Source organism: Paenibacillus helianthi, assembly GCF_001909055.1.
Classification (GTDB): Bacteria; Bacillota; Bacilli; order Paenibacillales; family Paenibacillaceae; genus Paenibacillus_AQ; species Paenibacillus_AQ helianthi.
Genome location: NZ_LVWI01000001.1, coordinates 57,980 through 78,948 on the forward strand (window position 1 = coordinate 57,980; position 20,969 = coordinate 78,948).

Genomic DNA, 20,969 nt, shown 5'->3' on the forward strand with positions numbered 1-20,969 from the left:
CTATATAAAAGTAATATGCTATAATAAAAATATGTTAAGTTACACAGCAGATTAGGAAGCTAATACAACTACTTAGGAGGAAAATTAAATGACAACCTTAAACATCGGAATTATTCTGGGCAGCACCCGTCAAGGACGCGTGAGCCCGCAGGTAGGCGAATGGGTGAAAGGTATAGCGGATGCACGCGGAGATGCAAACTATGAAATCGTAGATATTGCCGACTATAAATTGCCTCTCCTTGGAGAATCGGATGACTATGCTCCTGCACAGGCTTGGGCGGCTAAGCTGGCTACTCTCGATGGTTTCGTCTTCATTGCACAGGAATATAATCATAGCCTTACGGGCGCACTCAAGAATGCACTGGATTCCGCCCGTGAAGAATGGAACAATAAGGCAGCGGGCATCGTCAGCTACGGCTCTGCTGGAGGCGTTCGTGCAGCCGAGCACCTGCGCGGAATTCTTGGCGAATTGATGGTCGCCGATGTTCGTGTACATCCACTATTGTCCCTGTTCACCGACTTTGAGAACGGTTCTGTCTTCAAGCCGGCTGCCCTCCACACACCTAACGTAAATGCCATGCTTGATCAAGTGCTCGCATGGAGCGGTGCCTTAAAGACCTTGCGTTCATAAATAAAGCTAGCTAAGACCCAAAAAGCCACTTCAGATGTTGAAGTGGCTTTTTCTATGACCCGGGACAGCTGCATGAATGGCAATTGGATGCTGAGACTCTAATGTAGCGAGCTTTGCTCTTCTACTGTATGAATTGGCCCTTTCGAAGAGGCCGCATCATCAGAAGAACCATGACCCGGTCCGAGCAGATTCAGGACAACCACTCCAATGACGATAAAGGCAATCCCCACGATACTTGCCGTATTAATCTTTTCCTTCCAAATAACTACCGAAATTATCACAGTTACTACAGTGCCTAGCCCAGACCAGATCGCATAGGCAGTATTTAGCGGGATGGTCTTCAGCGATATGGACAGGAAATAGAACGAACACACGAAAGCAACAACCGTCACGATGGACGGATACAGCCGGGTAAAACCTTGAGAAGCTTTCAGCATCGAGGTTCCGAGCAGCTCACTGGAAATGGATAAGGCTAATAACAAATAAGCCATCATTTCACCTCCTTCGCATAGAGCAGTAATTCGTTTAGGATCTGCTCCTTCAATTCCTTGTCAGGGGGAGCAAGGCCAAACATTTCCGCAAACCACAACCCGTCAGCGGCAAGTCTGGCGATGGTCGATTTTACAGGGTCAAGGCCGTCATTCTCAATGTTGTGCTGCCACTGGACGTATGCGGACCGGATACTATTCAATGATTCAGGATTGAAAAAGAGCGCGGAAGCCAGCACCGGACCCATGTCATTACCGACACCAATATCATCTAAGGTAGATTCGAGATAAGCCCTGCTCCATCTCCCTTTTACTTCCTTATCCCGCTCCATCCTTCTGGCGATATCGGCCTCAAAGGTCTTCGTCATCTCCTCCACTACACCGAGCACCAGCGCTTCTTTACTGGGAAAATGGTACAACAGGCCACCTTTGCTGACGCCCGCCTTCTTGGCAACCAAATCCAGGGTCAATTGCTCTCCTCCCAGTTCCTTCATCACAGCTGCGGCAGCAAGTAGAATTAGTTTTCGTTTGGGGATTTTTTCTTTCTCTTGAGCTTGCGAATCCATACTCATCACCGTCCTGAAATAACTATACCGTCTGGACGGTTTAGATGTCAAATGATCTACCCGTACAATAATCTCCCGTCAAAACAGTCGTTGATATCCGTATCCGTCCCGGAAAGCTTATGGTTTTCAAGCTGAATCCAGCCGGTTGTGCCGTCAGCCATCTTGATCTTCCCATACTTCTTAGTGTCACCGCCCAGAAAATAAACCGTCTCTCCCGGCGTTACCCATTTGAGGATGTCCTGCTTCCCGGAGGTTTTGTAGATAGGAAACCGTACTTTGGCTACCCAGGGCGTTGGCGGCTCCATCGGATAAAAATCTGCAGGAGCTTCTTTCCACAAGTGATTGCTGTCCAGCTTATAATTTTCAAGATAGAACCAGCATTGAAAATCATAGGCCTGTCTCGGAGAAACCGCGGTTCCCTGCCCATCCATGGCTTGCGCATTACCGGTAAACCCGTCCAGGGTCCCCATGCTTATCAGCCTTTTTCCATTGTAATAATAGTAATATGTGGAATGCTGCGCACTCTCATTGGTATCCTCCAAGGCGAGTTCAAAGTACGGGTCTTGGATATTGGCATCTACGACCTTGAAATGGGGGATAGAATTATTAGACAGGGAAATCTTCGCTGTAGTATCATTCACCATGAGAATCCATTCGTCATCTACCTCGAAGTGTTTGCTTAACGTCATATGGATATGATCAATAGCTCCGTCACCGTTCATGTCCACATGGGCATTTTGAAGTCCGATTGAATTCTTCTCCTGCGGATATCCCAGAAAGTGATAATCCACATCCCATTGTCTCTCCAGCTTGTTTGCCGAGAGCAGTTTTTCGTATTTCTGAATCCGCTTGATATTTTGGCTCTCTATTTTCGTTAAATCACCCTTATAATTCCCATCTGCCTTGTACCAGCGTTTACCCGCAAAGTAGGTATTCAGGTCGGCCCGTTCAAACACTAATCCATGCCGGGCAAAAATCTCATTCCGGGCCAGCTCCAGCATTCTGCTGTCGATGTTGCTGAGATTGTCTTCCGTTAATAACGTTGTACTGCTTTCCCGAAATACATAATCTCTGCCCTTGAAAGTTTGAGTATCCTTGCTTTGATCGTTTTTTGTAGTTTGCTGCACCTCAGGCGGTTTATCCGGCTGTGCGTCTTTATGGGTATCACATCCGACAATTTGCAGCGGCAAGGCTGCTATGAGTAATAACAGTTGGAGTTTATGACTATTCAATTTAGTATCCTCCTTTCATGTAGCTGAAGTAGAAACTAAATAAGAAATCTTCAGGTCTGCCCCTCACGCAAACTCCGCTCCAGCCGCTCCATATCTATGGAAGTCTCTATTCCTTCCCGATGCCAATGCAGCACACAGCCTGAATAATGAAGCAGCACACATTGCGGCAGATATCCCATTTCCCGTGCTTTATAGCCCCCTGAGATGAGATTCAGCACACAAGCTACTCCGATAATGCCAACCTCTCCCACACGTATACGCTCCTGACCAAAAGCGGTAGAGGCATGCGGTATCATCAGCACCTTACAGCTATAGACTTCGGCCAGCGCTGTTACTTCTTGTACCCGGCAGGTTTTGGAGCAGCGTCTGCAGACGTACCCGGGCCCCTCCTGTACAGCCTGGCATTTCCCGGCGGTTTTGTTACGCATGCAAATGGGCAGAAAAACTATTTTTCCAGGTGCTGCATGAAAGCCGTCATAAAATACCTGGTTCATGATCTCGGCACCGACCATGTTCAAATGGTACTCCACCCGATTCCTGCTGCAGAATATACGGTTTTCCTGCCATCTCAGACGTTGGCGGTTGTTCTCAATATAAGTGTCTACGTTCGAGGTGTACCTGCCTAGACATTCCAGACTCCGCCGTTCAAACCATACAGCCTTCCGAACCGCCCTTTGCAATATGCCTTCGCTCTCCTTCTCCGGCAATCCCCGCAGAAAATCCAGCCAGACCTTTAGCCGCCTGCTCTCTTGCTCAAACTCACCACTGGCGCGAAGCCACCCTAGCAATTTGGCAAATGAATGCAGCTGTATTCGTTCATCCACATGTCGGCGCCGGGCCAACACCGAAGTTCCAGCAATCCCCTTAAGCCGGTCTACGACTCGGCGCGCCTCTTGGCTTCGGCTTCTAAGCGCGTACAGTGAGGATAACAGCTTACCCATGTACACACTTCCCGCAGTCGCCCTTGAACTGTATACATTCCACAGTACGCCAATCATCAGCAATTCAAGTGCATAGATATTATGATCCCAGACTTCCAGTTTTCGCAATGCGATATACTGGCTGAACTTGGATATAGACTGATCTTCATGCAATTTCTCCAGAACTTCATCGGTAAACACAGCAACATCTGTATAGTATTGATCTGCTCCTCCGTCTTCACCGGTTAAGGAATACGTTGGTGCATCGCTACGCTCGCCCAAAGAGATCATCTCCCGTTTCACTATACCAACAAGGTAGCATTTCACCTGCAGACTGTCAGTGACTTTACGTCCGGACCTAAAGATTTTCCGATAGAAACGTGATAGGATAGTGGGACGATATTTATAGGTAAGGAGTGACTGAGATGAACCAGCTTGTATTTTTTCTAGGACCGGCGGGTGCCGGCAAAACAACCCTGGCCAAAGCGGTCGCGTCACGCCGTAAAGCTGCTGTCCTGGATATGGACATTCTGCTCCGGCCTGCTGCAGATGTGATCATGAATATGCACGGTCTGGACCCCGATGACAGGGATTCAGCCGAATATAAAAAGCTTTGCCGCGATCTGGGCTACCGGATCACCATGGATGCTGCGCTCGACAATATGGGACTGGAATGTGATGTATTTGTAGTGGGTCCATTTACCAAGGAAGCCGAAGACCCTGGATGGTTAAGTAGTGAGCTGGCCCGGATCGGCCGGACCTTGGAAGAGATTGAAGTTAAGGTCGTGCTGGTGAGCCTGGGTAACGCCGAGCTGTACCGGGCACGGATTGAAGGCAGGCACTCGCCGCTGGATGATTGGAAGTTCCAGAATTGGGAGATGTTCCGCACATCATTAGGAAGCCGAACGGTTGCCTGGCCGCTTCCGGCGGAAAATATCATGCAGATTGATAATTCGAATCCGGATGTTCAAGGTGCGGTCGACGCAGTCGAAACGTTTATTTTCGGTTCGGCTTAATACAACGCCATCATTAATTTATCCCTAAGGCTTACCCCTCTAGCCCATGAAGCTGCTTGAACTCCTCAGGCCGCATACCGGTGACACGTTTGAAGACCGCACAGAAGTAGCTGGTATTCTCAAATCCCGCCTGCTCTGCAATCTCATAAATTTTCTTCTCCCTGCCGCTGAACATCAGCTGCTTGCTGCGGTTGATCCGCTGCTTGTTAATGTAAGTTACAGGCCGTTCATGAAGTGTCCGCTGGAACAAACGGCATAAATATTGAGGAGAGATCGAAACTACCTCAGCTAATTCTTTGAGCGGCAGTGTCCGGTGCAGATTCTGTTCGATATGCTGCAGCACCGGCTTGATGCGTTCCAGCTCATCCTGTCCGTCTGTCGGTGCCGACAACTGTGCTTTGAGATCAAGCATCAAAGCATACATCAGCTTGGAACGTTCCATATTCACAGCAAGACTGTTGCCATGGGACAGCTCCAGCATTTTTTGCAGAGGATTCAGCAGTGAGAGATCGTTCAGCCGTCCTGGTCCCGATTCCCGGATTCCGGCATACGTCAGAAGTCTTCCCGCCTCTCTTCCGTTAAAAGATACCCAGGACAGTCTCCATTCAGCGCTGATTGGCGCATAGGCATGAGCAACATGCGGAAACAGAAAGAAAACATCCCCCGGCTCCACAATGTACCGTCTATCCTTTATAAACAGCTCCCCTTTGCCCTCAAGAACCTGATGCATTTGATAGTCCGGGAACCCCGTGGGCCGCTCCAATTCCGGTTGATGCTCCCAGAATCCGATAGTTGTTGCATATAGTGGAAGCGCCTCAATTTCTTCTGTTTCGCAAAAGATCAATGTACTCTCCATGTCAGTTCTCCTGTTTCATATTATGATATAGAAGTGAATATTCTTTTATATATCTTGAAGTGTTGGCATTTTATAATATGAATATAATAATATAAGGAGATGTTAATGTGCGCAACAAATTTACCTATGAGCCCCCTGCAAATGGATACCCGGAATGGAATAACAACCCGGAGATTTTTCAGCTGAACCGCCTGGATGCGCATGCTTCCATGATCTCATATCCAAGTATCTCCGAGGCGCTCAAGGGTGAACGGGCAGGTTCACCTAATTATCACCTGCTGAACGGAAACTGGAAGTTTGCTTTTGCAGAGACACCTGAGAAGCGCATCAAAGACTTTTATTCAACAGATTATGACAGCAGCAGCTGGGCCGAAATTCCCGTCCCTTCCCATTGGCAGTTTCAGGGTTATGACTACCCTCAATATACGAATGTCCGTTATCCGTGGGTGGTATCCGAGCCGGATTTGAAGCCTCCTTTTGCCCCAACGAAGTACAATCCTGTAGGCTCCTACATCCGTACCTTTACAGTGCCGGAGGATTGGGCGGGCCAGCCGGTGTATATCAGCTTCCAGGGCGTTGAGTCTGCTTTTTATGTATGGGTGAATGGTGAGCTCGCAGGTTATGGGGAAGATACCTTTACACCTTCCGAATACGATATTACGGCCTACCTGCAAGAAGGGGAGAATACGCTGGCGGTTGAAGTCTACCGCTGGTGTGATGCCAGCTGGCTGGAGGATCAGGATTTCTGGCGGCTCAGCGGTATTTTCCGTGATGTCTATCTGTATACGGCCCCTCCTGTACACATTGCCGACTTCTTCGTGCACACCAACTTGGATGAGCAGTACGCCAATGCGGAACTCAGCGTGGATGTGAAGGTGGAGAATTATTTTAATACGGAAGCAGGCACCTGTACGGTTGAAATCCAGCTGTATGACGGTGCTGGCAAGACCGTGTGGGCCGCTCCTGTATCTGCAGGCGTTTCCTTTGGAGATGGTGAATTGCAGCAGCTGAAGCTCGGGGCTACAGTAGTCGGACCTGATAAATGGAGCGCTGAAAAGCCGAATCTATATACTCTTGTCCTTTCTTTAAAGAATGAACAGGGTGTATTGCAGGAAGCGGTCAGCACTAAGGTTGGCTTCCGCACCTTCGAAATTAAGGACGGCCTGATGAAGATTAACGGACAACGGATCGTCTTCAAGGGTACGAACCGCCATGAGTTCTCCTGTGAGACCGGACGCGCACTCGGCAAAGAAGATATGATTCGTGATATTGAGCTGATGAAGGCTCATAATATCAACGCTGTTCGAACCTCGCATTATCCGAATCAGTCGCTCTGGTATGAGCTGTGTGATGAATATGGACTCTACGTGATCGATGAGACAAACTTGGAGACGCACGGTTCCTGGCAATATGGTCAAAAAGAGCTCCATGACGGCAACGTTCCTGCCAGCAGACCCGAATGGCGTGTCAATGTACTTGACCGCTGCAATTCCATGATGCAAAGAGACAAGAACCATCCATCCGTGATCATCTGGTCGCTTGGCAATGAGTCCTTCGGAGGCGATAACTTTATCGCGATGCATGATTATCTGCGTGAAGCGGATCCGAGCCGGATCGTTCATTATGAAGGCATCTTCCATTACCGGCCGTCGGACGTGGCAAGCGATATTGAATCCACAATGTACATCAAGCCGCGGGAAGTTGTGGAATATGCGAAGAATGATCCGAAAAAGCCTTACATCCTCTGCGAATACAGCCATGCGATGGGCAACTCATGCGGAGGTCTGCATTTATACACAGAGCTGTTCGATCAATATGATATCATTCAGGGCGGATTCATCTGGGATTGGGTTGATCAGGCTATCCGCACGACTACAGCCGAAGGCATTTCCTATCTGGCATATGGTGGAGATTTTGGAGAAACGCCTCATGACGGTAATTTCAGCGGCAATGGGCTGCTCTTCGCTGACCGTACCGTTACCCCTAAGCTGCTTGAGGTTAAGAAGTGCTATCAGAATTTGAAAATAACCGCTGCGGATCTGGCTCAAGGCCGTTTTGAAATCCGCAACAACTACCTGTTCACGAACATCGCTGAGTATGAGTTGAAATGGACAGTAGCCTTGGGTGGTGCAGTTGTTCAGGAAGGTGTAATGCAGGTCTCTGCTGAACCAGGGAGAACGGCCGAGTGCACCATTCCTTACGACCAGAGCACAATTGTGAACGATCAAGAAGCAGTATTGACTCTGTCCTTCACGCAGCCTGCCGCTACAGCATGGTCTGAAGCAGGACATGAGGTTGCCTGGGAACAATTTATATTGTCGCCGCATGTCGAAGTAAGCCCCTCTGTGTATACTTCCACTGCTGGAAGTACCTTGCGCATCACGGAGCCGACGGATCAGCTTACCGTTCAGGGAGATAGCTTTGCTCTAGCCTTCAATACTACAACAGGTGACCTGTTCTCTTATACTTCTTCCGGCAAAGAACGCTTGCTTGCACCGGTAAGACCGAATTTCTGGAGAGCGGTGACGGACAACGATCTGGGTAACGGACTCGATAAACGCTGTGCGGTATGGAAGGATGTCTCTTATAACAGAACACTTACCGGCTTCTCTTATTCTGCAGATGATAGTCTTTGCACAGTGACAGTGAACTACCTGCTGGGTACTGAGCCCGCTTCCACCTTGCTGCTGCAATATAAGATTACACCGGACGGAACGGTGGATATTTCACAGGAGCTGAATCCAGGAAGCGATACATTGCCGGAAATCCCCGAATTCGGATTGCTCTTTGAACTGGACGGGGAGCTGGATACGATCTCCTGGTACGGCAAAGGCCCGCATGAGAACTACTGGGACCGCCAGACAGGTGCCAAGCTGGGACGTTACACAGGGAAGGTAAAAGATCAGTTCGTTAATTACCTCAAACCACAGGAGTGCGGCAACAAAACTGGAGTTCGCTTTGCTTCCCTTACTGAGAGTGCAACCGGCAACGGATTTCATGTGGAGAGCACCTTGCCGATGGAAATCAATGCGCTCCCTTGGACGCCTGAAGAGCTGGAAGCCAGCGATCATACCTACAAATTGACTCCTTCCACCAAAAGCGTACTGCGAGTCAATTACAAACAAATGGGTGTCGGCGGAGATGACAGTTGGGGTGCTCCAACGCACGATGAGTTCACCCTGCCGGCCAACCGTCCTTACAGCTTCCGCTTCACACTGTCTGTTCTTTAATCACTAAGAGATTCATGAAAATGAAAAAGGCGCGTTTCCCTTTATAATGAGGGGAAACGCGCCTTTTATCGATTCTGTGGATTAATCTTTTGTGCAGATTCAGAGGTGCAATTTCACCACAAATAATAAATTTAATAAAACAGGTAATCCAATTACTGATAGTATTGTGATTGCAGTACGTACTTTTTTATGATCTCTTAATATCAACAATAAAAACTTATACCCTAAAATACCGATGAATCCACCCACACTATTTAAAATGATGTCATCTATATCGGATGCTCCAATGCCAAAAAGCCCCTGAATGGTTTCAATTAATAAACTCACTATGAATATAAATAGCAGATTGGTTATTACTTTTTTATTGGCTCTGAATAGTGACAAATATGCGCCCAGAGGAATAAAGATTTCTATATTGCCGCCCACATTAGCGAAAGCGAAACTTTTTATACTGGCTGAGTTGCTAAATACATACTCCTTTATACTATAAAAAGGAATGAGATTGATTGACCTATGTAATGTCCTCTGATTATTAAACACATCCACAAGTGATACTCTTGATAAGATAAATATTTTAAATAAAAAAAGTATGTAACATATGAAAACTCCATATAAAATGACTGTTTCAATTCTCTCTCGTTTATTCATAATACCTCTATTTTTCATTTCTTTCCGCCTATTCTCTGAAATTCAGTATATATATTTTGTTATGAACCACTTGGGCGGATATACCATAAGATACGGTATACATGATCTAAGCCTATGCTTCAGAAGCCAGTTTGTACGAAGCTAGTGCAAGGAACATAGGCTAAACGTTAAGGAGGAAATTCCATGCAATACCACTGGAGACCCTACTTTCCCGCCGAGAAGAAATGGGTGGCCAATGGCGACCAGATTGTGGAATTCCTCAGCCGCCTCAATCCGTATTACCCCAAGGAAGAATTCAGACAAATGTTCTATCAGCATCTTGCATTGACAAAAGGGGAAGCAGTAGCTCTGCTCCAAAAGGATTACAAACAAAGTGTTCAGCTGTATGATTCCATCGAAAGGGGAGCATTGGCCATGGCTGATATGCTCACTAATTCGATCATCCGACAGTTCCCGCAGTGCTTCTAATGAATTGCCTCACGTGGGTGAATGGTGACTTCACTCCAAGTATTGACCGGCTTCCTTGAAGCTACCAATTAGCCCAGCGCCAACTGCCGCGCACAAGGCCGCACCGATGGCAGCTTCCTCCGAAGTTGAACTAAGTGTAAGGGGCAGTCCGAACCGCTCTTCCACCTTGGTGCACAGAGCCGGGTTTGCGCGCAACGCGTTGCCGGAGCCGATCAATCGAGTCCAGTGATTCTCAGAACTCATTTGCTTCATACGATTATAAAAAGCATATAGCTCATCAACCATGCCTTGAAGAAAAGCATGGGTCAGCAGGCCCGGAGTGAAATTGTCCAGCGTAATCCCATCTATGCTTCCCCGCGATTCAGAATGCAGCCGTGTCCCCAGAAATTGCGGATTCACAGACAATCCCTCAGTGGACGGTTGCCCGTCTCCGAGTAATTTATCCATAAATGTGTACATATCCTCCTGGGTCTCTCCGGTATAAGCTTCTATAAGCTCACGGATAAACTTCTCCAGAAGCGCATAGGATTTCCCGCCGCTCAGCGCGGCTCCGACCATCAACACACCGCCACCCGGATACGGGCGTGCCTCCAAACCCTCAGCTCCGATGCCCGAATGATTCATCAGAACGGAGAGCTGGCTTCCGGTGCCGATGTTCAGCAGTATCGATTCTTCGGTAAATGGCACGCTACCCAGAAAGCTCGCCTGATTATCTCCGAGAGGTGTAAATACCGGAATACCTTCCCGGGTTAATCCCAACAGCGTTCCGGATGAAGTTACCTTAGGCAACAGGTCTATATTTATACCTAGCCGTGCAATGGCTTCTTTGTCAAAATCACCCTCAGGGATGCTGTAGCATCCCATTCCTGCAGCTTGGGTGGGATCAACCAGCGGCAACGTCCGCCCGGTAAGTCTCATGGCAACATAATCAGCAATGGTACAGAAGCTGACTGCCCCGGGTGGGACAAGGTCATGCTGCAGGTTATATAAATGAGTTGCCAGCCCGTAGCCGGGCGCAACTGGATAGCCGGTGCTCTCCCTCAGTTTCTGCGCTACTGTAAATTGATCATCGTAAGGTTGACCGCCTCTGCCATCCTGCCAGGAGTAAAGCGGGGTCAGATGTTTCCCGGCAGCGTCCGTATACACTATGCCGTGCATTTGTCCGGTCAGACCGATTCTCCGGACCTCCGGCTCCACCGCCGACAAGTTGCTTAGTATACCTTGCACTATATTTAGAATGACTGCGGGATCTTGTAGACGTTCCCAGTCCTCCCGGCTGGCACGCAAGTGCGCCGAATTCTTTTCAGTGATAGAGTGCACAGCCCTGCGGTGTTCCAGATCATAGACCAAACCCGTTATGGAGGTCGTTCCTATATCCATTCCGATGATTTTCACATGCTTGCCTCCTATGTTGAATCTGTTGCGTTATTTCTTATGATTTCTTTTGAAGAACAACAGGTTGAGGGTATATCTTGCAAAGAGCATATCCAATAAGGCCTCCGAGCACATTCAGAATCAGATCATCCACATCAAAGCTGCCCATGGCCAAGAGAACCTGTGTGCATTCCAGAGCTGCACTCCATGCTAAAGAGAATAAAAAAGCAGTGAGGAAGCTTCCTTTGCCCGATAGCCGGACGAAAATTCCCTGCGGAATAAAGAGGGCAATATTCCCGAACAAATTCATGAAATCATTGGGCTGCGAGAGCCGGTCCAGATTGCGGTTGATAGAGACAAAGGGAGTAAAGTTGGCAAAGGCCAGCCGGTTCTGAATCATCCCAGGGTCTTCCAGCACACTGTGCAGCTGACGCCAGAGCACTTGGACATCCACGGCTCCATACTTAAACAAAATAATTTTTATCAGCAGGTACACGTATAGAGCATATCCCAGTATCAAAAATTTCCGGTTCCGTCGCTTCATCTTTTCCCCCATTTGCTGAGTTCTACAGTGACGATTACCCCATCGATGTTGTTTCCTGAAATCTCATAAGGATGTCCCGCCGGCAATTGAACACTGTCAAGCTCCGAACCCGGTACATAGAGAATGAGATATTTTCGGTTGTCGACCGTGACCTTCAGACGTTTCTGTTGTTTGAGATCGGCAAGATATTCCTCCAGCACCAGGTTCTTCTCCTTCATCAGCAGACTGTGCGGCAGCCCGACATATCGGAAATGCCAAGCCTCGTATTTAATCCCGGTGATATTTGTCTTGTCTTTAGGATACCTCAGGATAAATCCATAATGCCATGCGTTGGCCAGCAGCCAGTCCCCCTCCGGAGAATGAGCTATCTCTCCAAGCGATGAGCCAATGTCCAGCGACAACCCTGTGTTATGCTCACTGTGACCCGCAGGAAGTGCGTAATCCGCACCTTTTTCACGATAGAGCTTACGCTGCTCATCTTGATCCCGATACCCGCTGCTGATGCGGAAATGCTCCACCCCAACCCTGGCAGCCGCTTCAGTCAATTCAGAGAACCGTTCGGTTACGCTCCGGGACAGCTCGATGGAATGATCCAGCAGTCCGAAGCCCTGCGTCAACTCCTCATGCTCTGAAAGTGCAACGATATCCGTAGAAACACCTTTCGTATGTATGCGATAATCCTTATTGACCAAAATGAGATTTCCCTGGTGAATTTGTGCTTTGTCTATCTTTATGGTGACAGAGTCTTCGGCAGAAGCGGATATTTCTGACGTATGCTCTGTAATGGAGGGATTATGTCCCGGCAGCCCTTCCTTTAGAAAAAACCTGAATACGATGACCAGCAAAACAATGCACAAAAAAAGCCACTTCTTCAATGCAAGCATCTCCCTCTATCATGTGTAAGACCAGATTATAGGGAAAAGCTTAAATACAAAGTGGCCTAAAAATAAAATTTTCCTTAAACTGAAGCCATGACCCCTATCAAGCATTAAGCGGTAAAGTCACTTTGAAAATGGTACTTGTGATACTACTCTCTACTGTGATGGTGCCGCCATGGCGCTCGACGATATTTTTGGCGATAAAAAGTCCAAGACCCGTACTGTTCTTATCCGATGTGCGTGCCCGGTCACCCGTATAGAACATATCAAAAAGGAACGGCAGCTCTTCCGGTGGGATGAAATGGCCGTAATTCATGACCTGAACAACCGCGTTTCCGTCCTCCGCCCTGCAGTGTATGTCCACATATTGCCCATCCCTGCCGTAGCGCGCCGCATTAGTCAAAAGATTCTCAAAGACACGTGCGAGCAGCTCCCCTTCTGCAGGAATCATCAGCTGTGGCGTAATATGCAGTCTGGAAACCAGTTTGTTCTTCTCAAACAGCGGATACAACTCTTCATTGAGCTGGAACAGCAGCTCGCTTAGATCAATGGGCTTCTTCTCCACAGTAAGCATCCCGTAATTCATACGGGTAATCTCGAACAGCTCTTCAATCAGCTTCTCCAGACGCTGGGATTTAGTATAGGCAATCAGGGTATAATGCCTTGCCTGCTCTGCTGACAAATCCGTGGATTTCAGGATGTAATCCAGATAGCCCAGCACCGACGTCAGCGGTGTGCGGATGTCATGCGCCAGATTCAGCACCAGCTGATCCTTGCTGCTCTCAGCAAAGTCCCCCCTCGCCACAGCCTTTTGCAGCTGTTCACTTGCCCGGTTAATGTCGTCAGCGATAACCTGGAACTCGTCATGAGAGGTAATATCCACGCGGGCGCTGAAGTCACCGTTGGCGAGATTGTGGATGCCTGAGGAGATTTTATCAAAATAGGTGGCGTAGCGTTTGGTCAGCAGAAAGAAGAAGAAGATCGCCAGCGGCACAAACAGAATTAGAAAAAAGTTAACATCGCCGACCCTGTTCATGAAAACCCGCACACGGACAATATCGTCTTCTGCCAGGACCTGCTTATGATAGTACATTTGGAGCCCTTTATAAACCAGATAAGTGAAGAGACCCGAGATCAGCATACTGAGTCCGAACAGCATCAGCATACTAGTGCGGAAACTGCGTTGTTGTCTAGCCATTGAATGCATACCCTACTCCCCATACCGTTTTGATGAACTTCTTGGGGTCCTCGCCCAGCTTCTTCCGGAGGGTGCGGATATGAACCATCACGGTATTCCCGCTGTCGTAATAGGACTCGCCCCATACCTGTTCAAAGAGATTCTCTGCACTGAACACTTTGTTCGGATGACTGGCAAGCAGGTGCAAAATATCAAATTCTTTTGGAGTCAGCTCAACGGTCTGCCCATAGATCGTAACCGTGCGTGTTTCCGGGTCAATGATCAGTCCGCCAACCTGCAGGCTGGACAGGGTATCTGCAGCCGGCTGGTTCAACTGCATGGCCCGGCGAAGCTGGGCATTGACCCGGGCCACCAGCTCCATCGGGTTGAACGGCTTAGTCATGTAGTCATCCGCACCAAGGACCAGCCCCGTTATTTTATCCAAATCAGATGCCTTGGCACTCAAAAAAATGATCGGCATGCGGTGCTGCTCACGGATCTGCCGGGTGACCTCATGACCATCCAGCTCAGGCATCATGATATCCAGTATCGCTAAGTCGACCGGCTGGGTTTGCACTACATGCATAGCCGCTCTACCATTCAATGCCTTGACCGTAAGGTAGCCTTCCTTCTCCAGGTGCATGGCAATCAGATCGGCGATCTCCGCCTCATCATCCGCAATCAAGATTGTAATCGGCTTCATTTCGTCACAGCCTCCAGTTTCAGATGCCCCCATTATACTTGAAACTGCCATTCCCCGCACCCTCTGCGTCTATCCTCACCCAAACACAAAAAAAACCGCTCTAATATAGAGCGATTTGTCTGGTCCACGGCCCTCCTTACTTACCGGAGATCCTTAACTCTTAGGTTGGAACTGAACAGTCCGGAAGGGCTAGTAAGCTTATAGGAAGGATAGTTCTCCTCTGCTTGCAGCGTCATGGTGGAATCAAACAACGATTCCTGCTGGCGGTCACACACGAAGACGAAAGGCTCGTTCTGAATAACGATGTCCGTATCGTTAGGTCTGTCTACAATCTGGATTACAAGAACTCCATTGCAGCCACAATCCTCGGTATCGTAGAAAAGCTTAAGATATCCCGGCTTACCACCTAGATTCTCTTCAAGGCGTCCGGTCGTCACTCTGTCCAATTGAATCTGCATCTCACCGTTCTCTCCTTTGCATCAGTAAAATACAACACTGTAATCTCAGCAAAGTATAGTCCGTTTGAACCTCTAGGTCCAGTGATTGCGGTCACTTCAATTATGACACTCCGGGTAAAGGCCCCCCGGCTTTAGCCGATCTGGGAGTGTATACCCTTTTGAAGCCCTAGCAGTTGATCTCTTACCGCCACGGATTCACCAATAATAATAAGGGCCGGATTGCTAATCTTCAGTGCGGCAGCGAGCTTATCCATATTCCCCAGCGTTCCTGTCACTGTCCGCTCGCGGGCAGTCGTTCCATTCTCGATCAGGGCCGCCGGTGTTGCCGGATTCTTTCCGAACTTCAATAACTGTTGGCGGATGTCACTTAGTGTACTAACACCCATATAGATAACGAGCGTATCTACACTATGGACAAGAGCCTCCCAGTGTGCAGCTGAAGCCTGATCGTGGCAGCGGCTTCCGGTCACAATTGCAAATGATGCAGCCAACCCGCGGTGGGTCAGCGGAATTCCGGCAGAAGCCGCAGCACCGATGGCCGACGTGATGCCAGGAATAACTTCATAATCAATGCCGGCTGCAGCAACAGCCAGTGCTTCTTCGCCGCCTCTCCCGAAGACATAGGGATCTCCACCCTTTAACCGGACGACATGATTCCCTGCAGAAGCATATTTAATGATTAGCTTCTCAATAGCTTCCTGCGGCATGGAATGATGCCCGGGTGCTTTACCGACATAGATCCGAAGCGCTTCTGGCTTGCCGTAGCTGAGAATTGCTTCATTCACCAGCCGGTCATAGAGAATGACATCAGCGGTTTGTATCCTGCGCATGGCTTTGATGGTAAGGAGTTCCGGGTCACCGGGACCTGCTCCGACTATTGACACACTTCCCAGGATCATAGGCTTCCCTCCAGAGTCAAATAGATGGAACCAGTGCTCCTGTCCACTTCAACCTCATAAGTGACTACATGACCATGATCCGGCGCCTGCACTGCCCCGCTGTGCAGATCAATACGCCAATCATGCAGCGGACAGTGCACCTTGGAACCACAGACCATCCCTTCCGACAAGACTCCGCCTTTATGCGGACATTTATTCTCTACAGCAAGGACTTCCCCATCCGACAGGCGGAATAGTCCGATTTCTTTGTCACCCATTCTAACGGTACGGGAGCCTTTCATATCAATATCCGTTACCTTGCCCACCAGTATTTTGGTCATTGTCATATGGCTTCCCCTTCCAATACCGTCTTCATCTCAGACAGTTGCTCGAAATTTTTACGCAGCTCCGGTTCATTCACGATTTGCTTCCAAGGATCGGTTGTAAGACTGAGCGCTGTTTGGATTCTCTCCTGAAGGGCAAGGCGGTCCTCCCGTACCTCAAGTGCAGCTTTGATACTGTCCAGGCCTACCCGTTCGACCCATTGCGCGGTCCGCTCATTCCATCCGGCATTCTCCCGGTAATATTGCAGGAAAGCGCTGGCCCACTCCATGACCTCATCATCGGTTTTGACCACACAGAGCAGGTCGGTTGCCCGCACATGCACACCGCCATTGCCTCCAATGTGCAGTTCCCATCCGCCATCAATCGCTACTACGCCAAAATCCTTAATCGTAGCTTCCGCACAATTGCGGGGACAGCCTGATACTGCAAGCTTCACCTTACCCGGTGTGTTCAGCCGTTCAAATGCTTTCTCAAGCTTGATCCCCATGCCCATGGCATCCTGGGTTCCGAACCGGCAAAAGGTGGAGCCCACGCAGGTTTTGACCGTACGCAGTGTCTTTCCGTACGCGTGTCCTGAAGGCATATCCAGTTCTTCCCACATCTTAGGCAAATCTTCTTTTTTAACTCCGAGCAGATCCAGTCTTTGACCACCGGTAAACTTCACCAGAGGAACATCAAATTTGGCAGCAACCTCGGCGATCTTCATAAGTTCAGCCGGTGAGGTTACCCCACCGTAGATTCGGGGAACAACGGAGTAAGTTCCATCTTTCTGGATATTGGCATGATAACGTTCGTTAGTAATACGGGATTCCTTTTCATCCACATATTCTTCCGGCCACAGCATCCCCAAATAGTAATTCAGTGAAGGACGGCATTTGGGACAGCCCTCTTCGTTATTCCATTCCAGGACATTCATGACTTCCTTGACGGTCTTCAGCTCCATACGCTTGATTTCCGCGACAATCTCGTCACGTCCTAAGGTTGTGCAGCCGCAAATCCCTTCCTTCACCGTTACGACATGATCTCCGGCATATAATTGAAGAAGTCCCTCCACCAGGGGTTTGCAGCCGCCGCAGGATGCGGAGGCTTTGGTGCAGGCCTTGATCTGGCCCACGCTTGTGCAGCCTCCGGATTGAATGGCTTCGGCAATGGCTCCTTTCGAAACTCCGTTGCAGCCGCAAATAATTTCATCATCGGCCATCCCTTCAAGCCGGTTGCCTTTGGGAGAAGCCAGCGCATCTGAGGATAGGCCAAGCAGCAGTTCTTTTTCTTTGCCTTTAATATTCTCACCGTTCTTTATCATAGAGAAGAGCTGTGCACCATCACCGGTATCACCGAATAATACCGCGCCGACCAGCTTGTCATCCTTAATAACCAACTTCTTGTAAACCCCGTCGATCTCGTCCTGATATCTAAGCGCCCGGGTACCCGGCCGTTCTATGAACTGGCCTGCTGAGAATACATCAACACCGGACACCTTCAGTTTGGTCGAGGTTACAGAGCCGGAATAACCTTCCGTGGCGACCTGCGCCAGTCTTTTGGCAAGAACTGCACCTTGTTCGTACAGTGGAGCCACAAGTCCATAAGCGATCCCTCTATGCTCGGCACATTCGCCTACGGCGTAGATTCCAGGAATGTTGGTCTCCATAAAATCATTGACGATGATGCCCCGGTTAATCTCTACGCCGCTCTTCTGCGCCAGTTCAACATTGGGTTTGATCCCCACTGCCATAACGATCAGATCCGCCTCGGCAACCTCACCGTCTGCGAACAGCAGGCTTTTGACTCTCTTTTTGCCGAGAATCGCTTCGGACTGCTTGCTCAGCAGGAACTTCATCCCCTGCTCTTCCAGCTCCTTGCGGAGCATGATGGAAGCCGGTTCATCTAACTGGCGTTCCATAATATACGGGTGAATGTGGACAACAGATACTTCCATTCCCAGATGAAGCAAACCTCTGGCCGCTTCCAGTCCCAGCAGCCCTCCGCCGATAACTACAGCTTTACGGTACGTTTGTGAGGTTTCCTGCATCATCTGACAATCCTTGATGTCGCGGAAAGCGATTACGCCTTCCTTATCTGCTCCCGGCAGCGGCAGCATAAACGGATTGGAGCCAGTAGCCAGAATCAGCTCATCATAAGGCAGCACCACCCCTTGATCCGAGAATACTTTGCGCTGTACCGTGTCAATTTTTGTAATGGTATGACCCATATATAGACGGATCCCGTGGCTGTGGTACCACTCTAGATCATTGATGACGATTTCTTCCATGCTGGTCCCGCCTGCCAGGACAGAAGACAGCATAATCCGGTTGTAATTTGGATGCGGTTCGGAGCCGAAGATGGTAATCTCGTAAGCCTCCGGGGATAATTTCAATAAATGCTCGATGGCCCGTACCCCCGCCATTCCGTTGCCCACCAATACGAGTTTTTTGCGAATATGTGACATCTGTCTCTCTCCTCTCCATGTGAGCAACAGAAAAAGCCCGCTTCACTCCGCACGGAAACATACATCTTCCGATTGCGAAAAGTGAAAGCAGGCGCCATTGCCGCTTCAAGCGAATACACCATTGTATTCGTAGACTTGATGAATTTGTTAAACCGACTATACTACAGGAGCTCTAATTACGTCAATATTGTTAACACATAAATTTTAAAATTTTAAATTTATCGACAAAACAAGCATTTCTGTGTTATATAATATTACATCATCTATGTTTCGTGGCTACGCTGCTGCTGGTTCATGACAACCGGTGACTACGATATAAAAGGAGCGTCAAACTATGCATTCCCTGTTGATTATTCAGAATAACAAGACAGAGAACGTCACAGAAGAGCGTTCAACAACAGGCCCGGATACCCTGCTTCGTTCCTGCGGCTATGTGGTCTCAGCGGCAGCTTCACCAGAAGAGGCGATGTTGATGATCCGAGATGCGGATGCCTCCATCCTCGATCTGCCGGTTACAGAGATCAACACATGGAGAGCATCGCTGATGCAGTGCAAAACGGCTCCCATTCTATGGTGGTGCACCTCATCAACTTCAACCTTATCCGCTGCTGCCTGTGAAGAAAATATTATGGTAGACGGAATCTTGTCCCCCGCCATGCAGTCTCAGGAAATCCATTGGATTCTTCATTTCAGCGCCAGACAATGCTTCGAGCGCCAGCAATGGTTGAAGGAGCGGGAGCAGCTTCTATCACGGATTGAAGAGCGCAAATGGATTGATATGGCCAAAGGCATCCTCTCCAAAGCCAAAAATATCAGTGAATCCGAAGCCTATGATCTTCTTCGCAAGCAGGCCATGAATGAACGCAAACGAATGGTTGATGTAGCGACTTCTATCGTCAAGGTATATCAGCTGCTGCAGGATCAAACTTAAGGAGAATCCATATGATTAATATTCTAAAAGAAGTCGCCCGGGGCAAACGGGGTGCCCGGGACTTAACCTACATTGAAGCGGAAGCCGCAGCGGAGTCGATTCTGAAACAGACGGCTTCTCCCGTCCAGATCGGTGCCTTTCTAATCGCAGAGCGCATCAAGCTGGAGAGCATTGAAGAGCTGGAGGCCTTTGTTACGGTCTGCCGGAAATATGCCCACCGTGAACCGGTTCAACAGGGATTGGATTGCGCAGGACCTTATGACGGCCGTATAAAATCCTTTGCCGCCACCTTCCCGACCTCTTTTGTCTTAGCTGCAGCCGGGCTTCCCGTCACGCTTCACAGTTCAGCTTCCTTACCGCCTAAATGGGGAATCACCCTGCAGGATATCATTCAAGAAACCGGGATTGAGGTCGGTGCGCTTAATAAAGCTGAAGTGATTGAATCCGCCGGCAAGAGCGGTGTGCTGTTCGTGGATTCTGAAAAGTGGTGTCCACCCTTAGCAGACATTCGAAATCTCCGTGAGGATATTGGGATGCGTACTATTTTTAACACGGTAGAAAAGCTGATTGATTATTCCTGCTCGCCTTATATTGTATATGGAATTTATCACAACACAGTATTTGACCGTATATCCAGAATCATTATCAAACTTGGATACCGCAAAGGCTTGGTCGTACAAGGTGCGGAAGGGTCAGAGGATCTATACATCGACCGCGCTAACCGGGTATATACCGTTTCCGGCGGCACAGCGCAACTGGATATTATCGATCCGGAGTCGCTCGGCCTGGAAACGCCGGTGCCGGAAATGGACTGGACCCCCCGGCTGCAGCTGTTGACGGCGGAAGCGGTGCTCCAAGGCGGCGGCCACATCGCCTTTTACAATCAGGTGCTGCTTAATGCGGCAGTCCGGCTGCATCTGGCCGAAAAGGTCAATTCCATTGAAGAAGGTGTCTACACCTGTAAGCATTTGCTGGATAACGGTGAGGCATGGGCAGTATATCAGCAATGGAAACACTCGCTCCTGGGCAACAAGGCTCCGTCCGGGTCCGGCCTGTCCAGATAAAAGCTAAAAAGCGCGCATCCGAGTCTACATGGATACGCGCTTTTTGTTCAAAGATAAGAATTTATATGTTTCACGCTATAAATTATCCTTCTCTTTCCCGCTGAAACGGTGCTGTC

The 20,969-nt window shown here is 49.0% G+C and carries 20 protein-coding genes and 1 pseudogene; 6 read left to right on the forward strand and 15 right to left on the reverse strand.

The features are described from left to right. Window positions 1-88 precede the first annotated feature (88 nt). Complete coding sequence (locus tag A3844_RS00150; protein WP_074083403.1) at window positions 89-631, forward strand: NADPH-dependent FMN reductase; 543 nt, start codon at window positions 89-91, stop codon at window positions 629-631. Window positions 632-729: 98 nt separating this feature from the next. On the opposite strand, the gene A3844_RS00155 is transcribed toward A3844_RS00150, so the two are convergent. The 4 genes from A3844_RS00155 to A3844_RS00170 are packed head-to-tail and all read right to left on the reverse strand — an operon-like array spanning window position 730 to window position 4,119. Beyond that, window positions 730-1,122, reverse strand: coding sequence for a DMT family transporter (locus tag A3844_RS00155; protein WP_074106231.1), 393 nt, complete (start codon window positions 1,120-1,122; stop codon window positions 730-732). Next, a complete protein-coding gene (locus A3844_RS00160; RefSeq protein WP_074083405.1) occupies window positions 1,122-1,685 on the reverse strand; it encodes a TetR/AcrR family transcriptional regulator in 564 nt (187 codons plus the stop codon). Before A3844_RS00160 ends, A3844_RS00155 begins: the two co-directional genes overlap by 1 nt. Window positions 1,686-1,741: 56 nt before the next feature. Then, entirely contained in the window at window positions 1,742-2,917 is a 1,176-nt protein-coding gene (locus tag A3844_RS00165) for a YARHG domain-containing protein (RefSeq protein ID WP_074106232.1), read from the reverse strand. A 50-nt stretch (window positions 2,918-2,967) separates the two neighbouring features. After that, complete coding sequence (locus tag A3844_RS00170; protein WP_167374606.1) at window positions 2,968-4,119, reverse strand: DUF116 domain-containing protein; 1,152 nt, start codon at window positions 4,117-4,119, stop codon at window positions 2,968-2,970. Between the two features lie 143 nt (window positions 4,120-4,262). Here A3844_RS00170 and A3844_RS00175 point away from each other — a divergent pair, with 143 nt between their 5' ends. Next, on the forward strand, window positions 4,263-4,853 hold the full coding sequence (locus A3844_RS00175) for a P-loop nucleotide/nucleoside kinase family protein (protein WP_074106234.1): 591 nt from the start codon (window positions 4,263-4,265) through the stop codon (window positions 4,851-4,853). 31 nt (window positions 4,854-4,884) lie between these two features. On the opposite strand, the gene A3844_RS00180 is transcribed toward A3844_RS00175, so the two are convergent. Next, window positions 4,885-5,709, reverse strand: coding sequence for an AraC family transcriptional regulator (locus A3844_RS00180; RefSeq protein ID WP_074106235.1), 825 nt, complete (start codon window positions 5,707-5,709; stop codon window positions 4,885-4,887). A gap of 107 nt (window positions 5,710-5,816) precedes the next feature. Here A3844_RS00180 and lacZ point away from each other — a divergent pair, with 107 nt between their 5' ends. Next, a complete protein-coding gene (gene lacZ, locus A3844_RS00185) occupies window positions 5,817-8,939 on the forward strand; it encodes a beta-galactosidase, LacZ type (RefSeq protein ID WP_074083410.1) in 3,123 nt (1,040 codons plus the stop codon). A gap of 99 nt (window positions 8,940-9,038) precedes the next feature. Here the strand turns inward: lacZ and A3844_RS00190 are convergent, their stop codons facing one another. Then, entirely contained in the window at window positions 9,039-9,605 is a 567-nt protein-coding gene (locus tag A3844_RS00190; protein ID WP_208619385.1) for a VanZ family protein, read from the reverse strand. A 198-nt stretch (window positions 9,606-9,803) separates the two neighbouring features. On the opposite strand from A3844_RS00190, the pseudogene A3844_RS00195 reads away from it, so the two are divergent. Beyond that, window positions 9,804-10,055 (forward strand): annotated as a pseudogene (locus tag A3844_RS00195) (acetylglutamate kinase); the annotation flags it as partial. A gap of 30 nt (window positions 10,056-10,085) precedes the next feature. On the opposite strand, the gene A3844_RS00200 reads toward A3844_RS00195, so the two are convergent. From A3844_RS00200 to nirB, 9 genes are all read right to left on the reverse strand, one after another. Continuing rightward, the gene (locus A3844_RS00200; protein ID WP_083606615.1) at window positions 10,086-11,450 is read right to left on the reverse strand and encodes a sedoheptulokinase; all 1,365 of its coding nucleotides are present in this window, start codon (window positions 11,448-11,450) and stop codon (window positions 10,086-10,088) included. 37 nt (window positions 11,451-11,487) lie between these two features. Then, window positions 11,488-11,973: a VanZ family protein gene (locus tag A3844_RS00205; RefSeq protein ID WP_074083411.1), complete on the reverse strand. Its 486-nt coding sequence runs from the start codon at window positions 11,971-11,973 to the stop codon at window positions 11,488-11,490. Next, window positions 11,970-12,848, reverse strand: coding sequence for a M15 family metallopeptidase (locus A3844_RS00210; protein ID WP_074083412.1), 879 nt, complete (start codon window positions 12,846-12,848; stop codon window positions 11,970-11,972). The genes A3844_RS00205 and A3844_RS00210 overlap by 4 nt, the downstream gene beginning before the upstream one ends. Window positions 12,849-12,954: 106 nt before the next feature. Beyond that, on the reverse strand, window positions 12,955-14,049 hold the full coding sequence (locus A3844_RS00215; protein ID WP_074103410.1) for a HAMP domain-containing sensor histidine kinase: 1,095 nt from the start codon (window positions 14,047-14,049) through the stop codon (window positions 12,955-12,957). After that, window positions 14,042-14,731, reverse strand: a complete 690-nt coding sequence (locus A3844_RS00220; RefSeq protein WP_074083413.1) for a response regulator transcription factor — start codon at window positions 14,729-14,731, stop codon at window positions 14,042-14,044. Before A3844_RS00220 ends, A3844_RS00215 begins: the two co-directional genes overlap by 8 nt. Before the next feature lie 140 nt (window positions 14,732-14,871). Next, complete coding sequence (locus A3844_RS00225) at window positions 14,872-15,189, reverse strand: iron-sulfur cluster biosynthesis family protein (protein ID WP_074106236.1); 318 nt, start codon at window positions 15,187-15,189, stop codon at window positions 14,872-14,874. A gap of 131 nt (window positions 15,190-15,320) precedes the next feature. Then, window positions 15,321-16,082, reverse strand: coding sequence for a uroporphyrinogen-III C-methyltransferase (gene cobA / locus A3844_RS00230; protein WP_074106537.1), 762 nt, complete (start codon window positions 16,080-16,082; stop codon window positions 15,321-15,323). A 2-nt stretch (window positions 16,083-16,084) separates the two neighbouring features. After that, on the reverse strand, window positions 16,085-16,408 hold the full coding sequence (gene nirD / locus A3844_RS00235) for a nitrite reductase small subunit NirD (RefSeq protein ID WP_074106538.1): 324 nt from the start codon (window positions 16,406-16,408) through the stop codon (window positions 16,085-16,087). 2 nt (window positions 16,409-16,410) lie between these two features. Further along, window positions 16,411-18,858: a nitrite reductase large subunit NirB gene (nirB, locus tag A3844_RS00240; protein ID WP_074106237.1), complete on the reverse strand. Its 2,448-nt coding sequence runs from the start codon at window positions 18,856-18,858 to the stop codon at window positions 16,411-16,413. Between the two features lie 334 nt (window positions 18,859-19,192). Between nirB and A3844_RS00245 the strand changes: the two genes are divergently transcribed. Together A3844_RS00245 and A3844_RS00250 are read left to right on the forward strand one after the other, a co-directional pair. Beyond that, on the forward strand, window positions 19,193-19,789 hold the full coding sequence (locus A3844_RS00245) for an ANTAR domain-containing response regulator (RefSeq protein WP_074106238.1): 597 nt from the start codon (window positions 19,193-19,195) through the stop codon (window positions 19,787-19,789). 5 nt (window positions 19,790-19,794) lie between these two features. Then, entirely contained in the window at window positions 19,795-20,853 is a 1,059-nt protein-coding gene (locus A3844_RS00250) for an anthranilate phosphoribosyltransferase (RefSeq protein WP_074106239.1), read from the forward strand. Window positions 20,854-20,969: the final 116 nt, after the last annotated feature.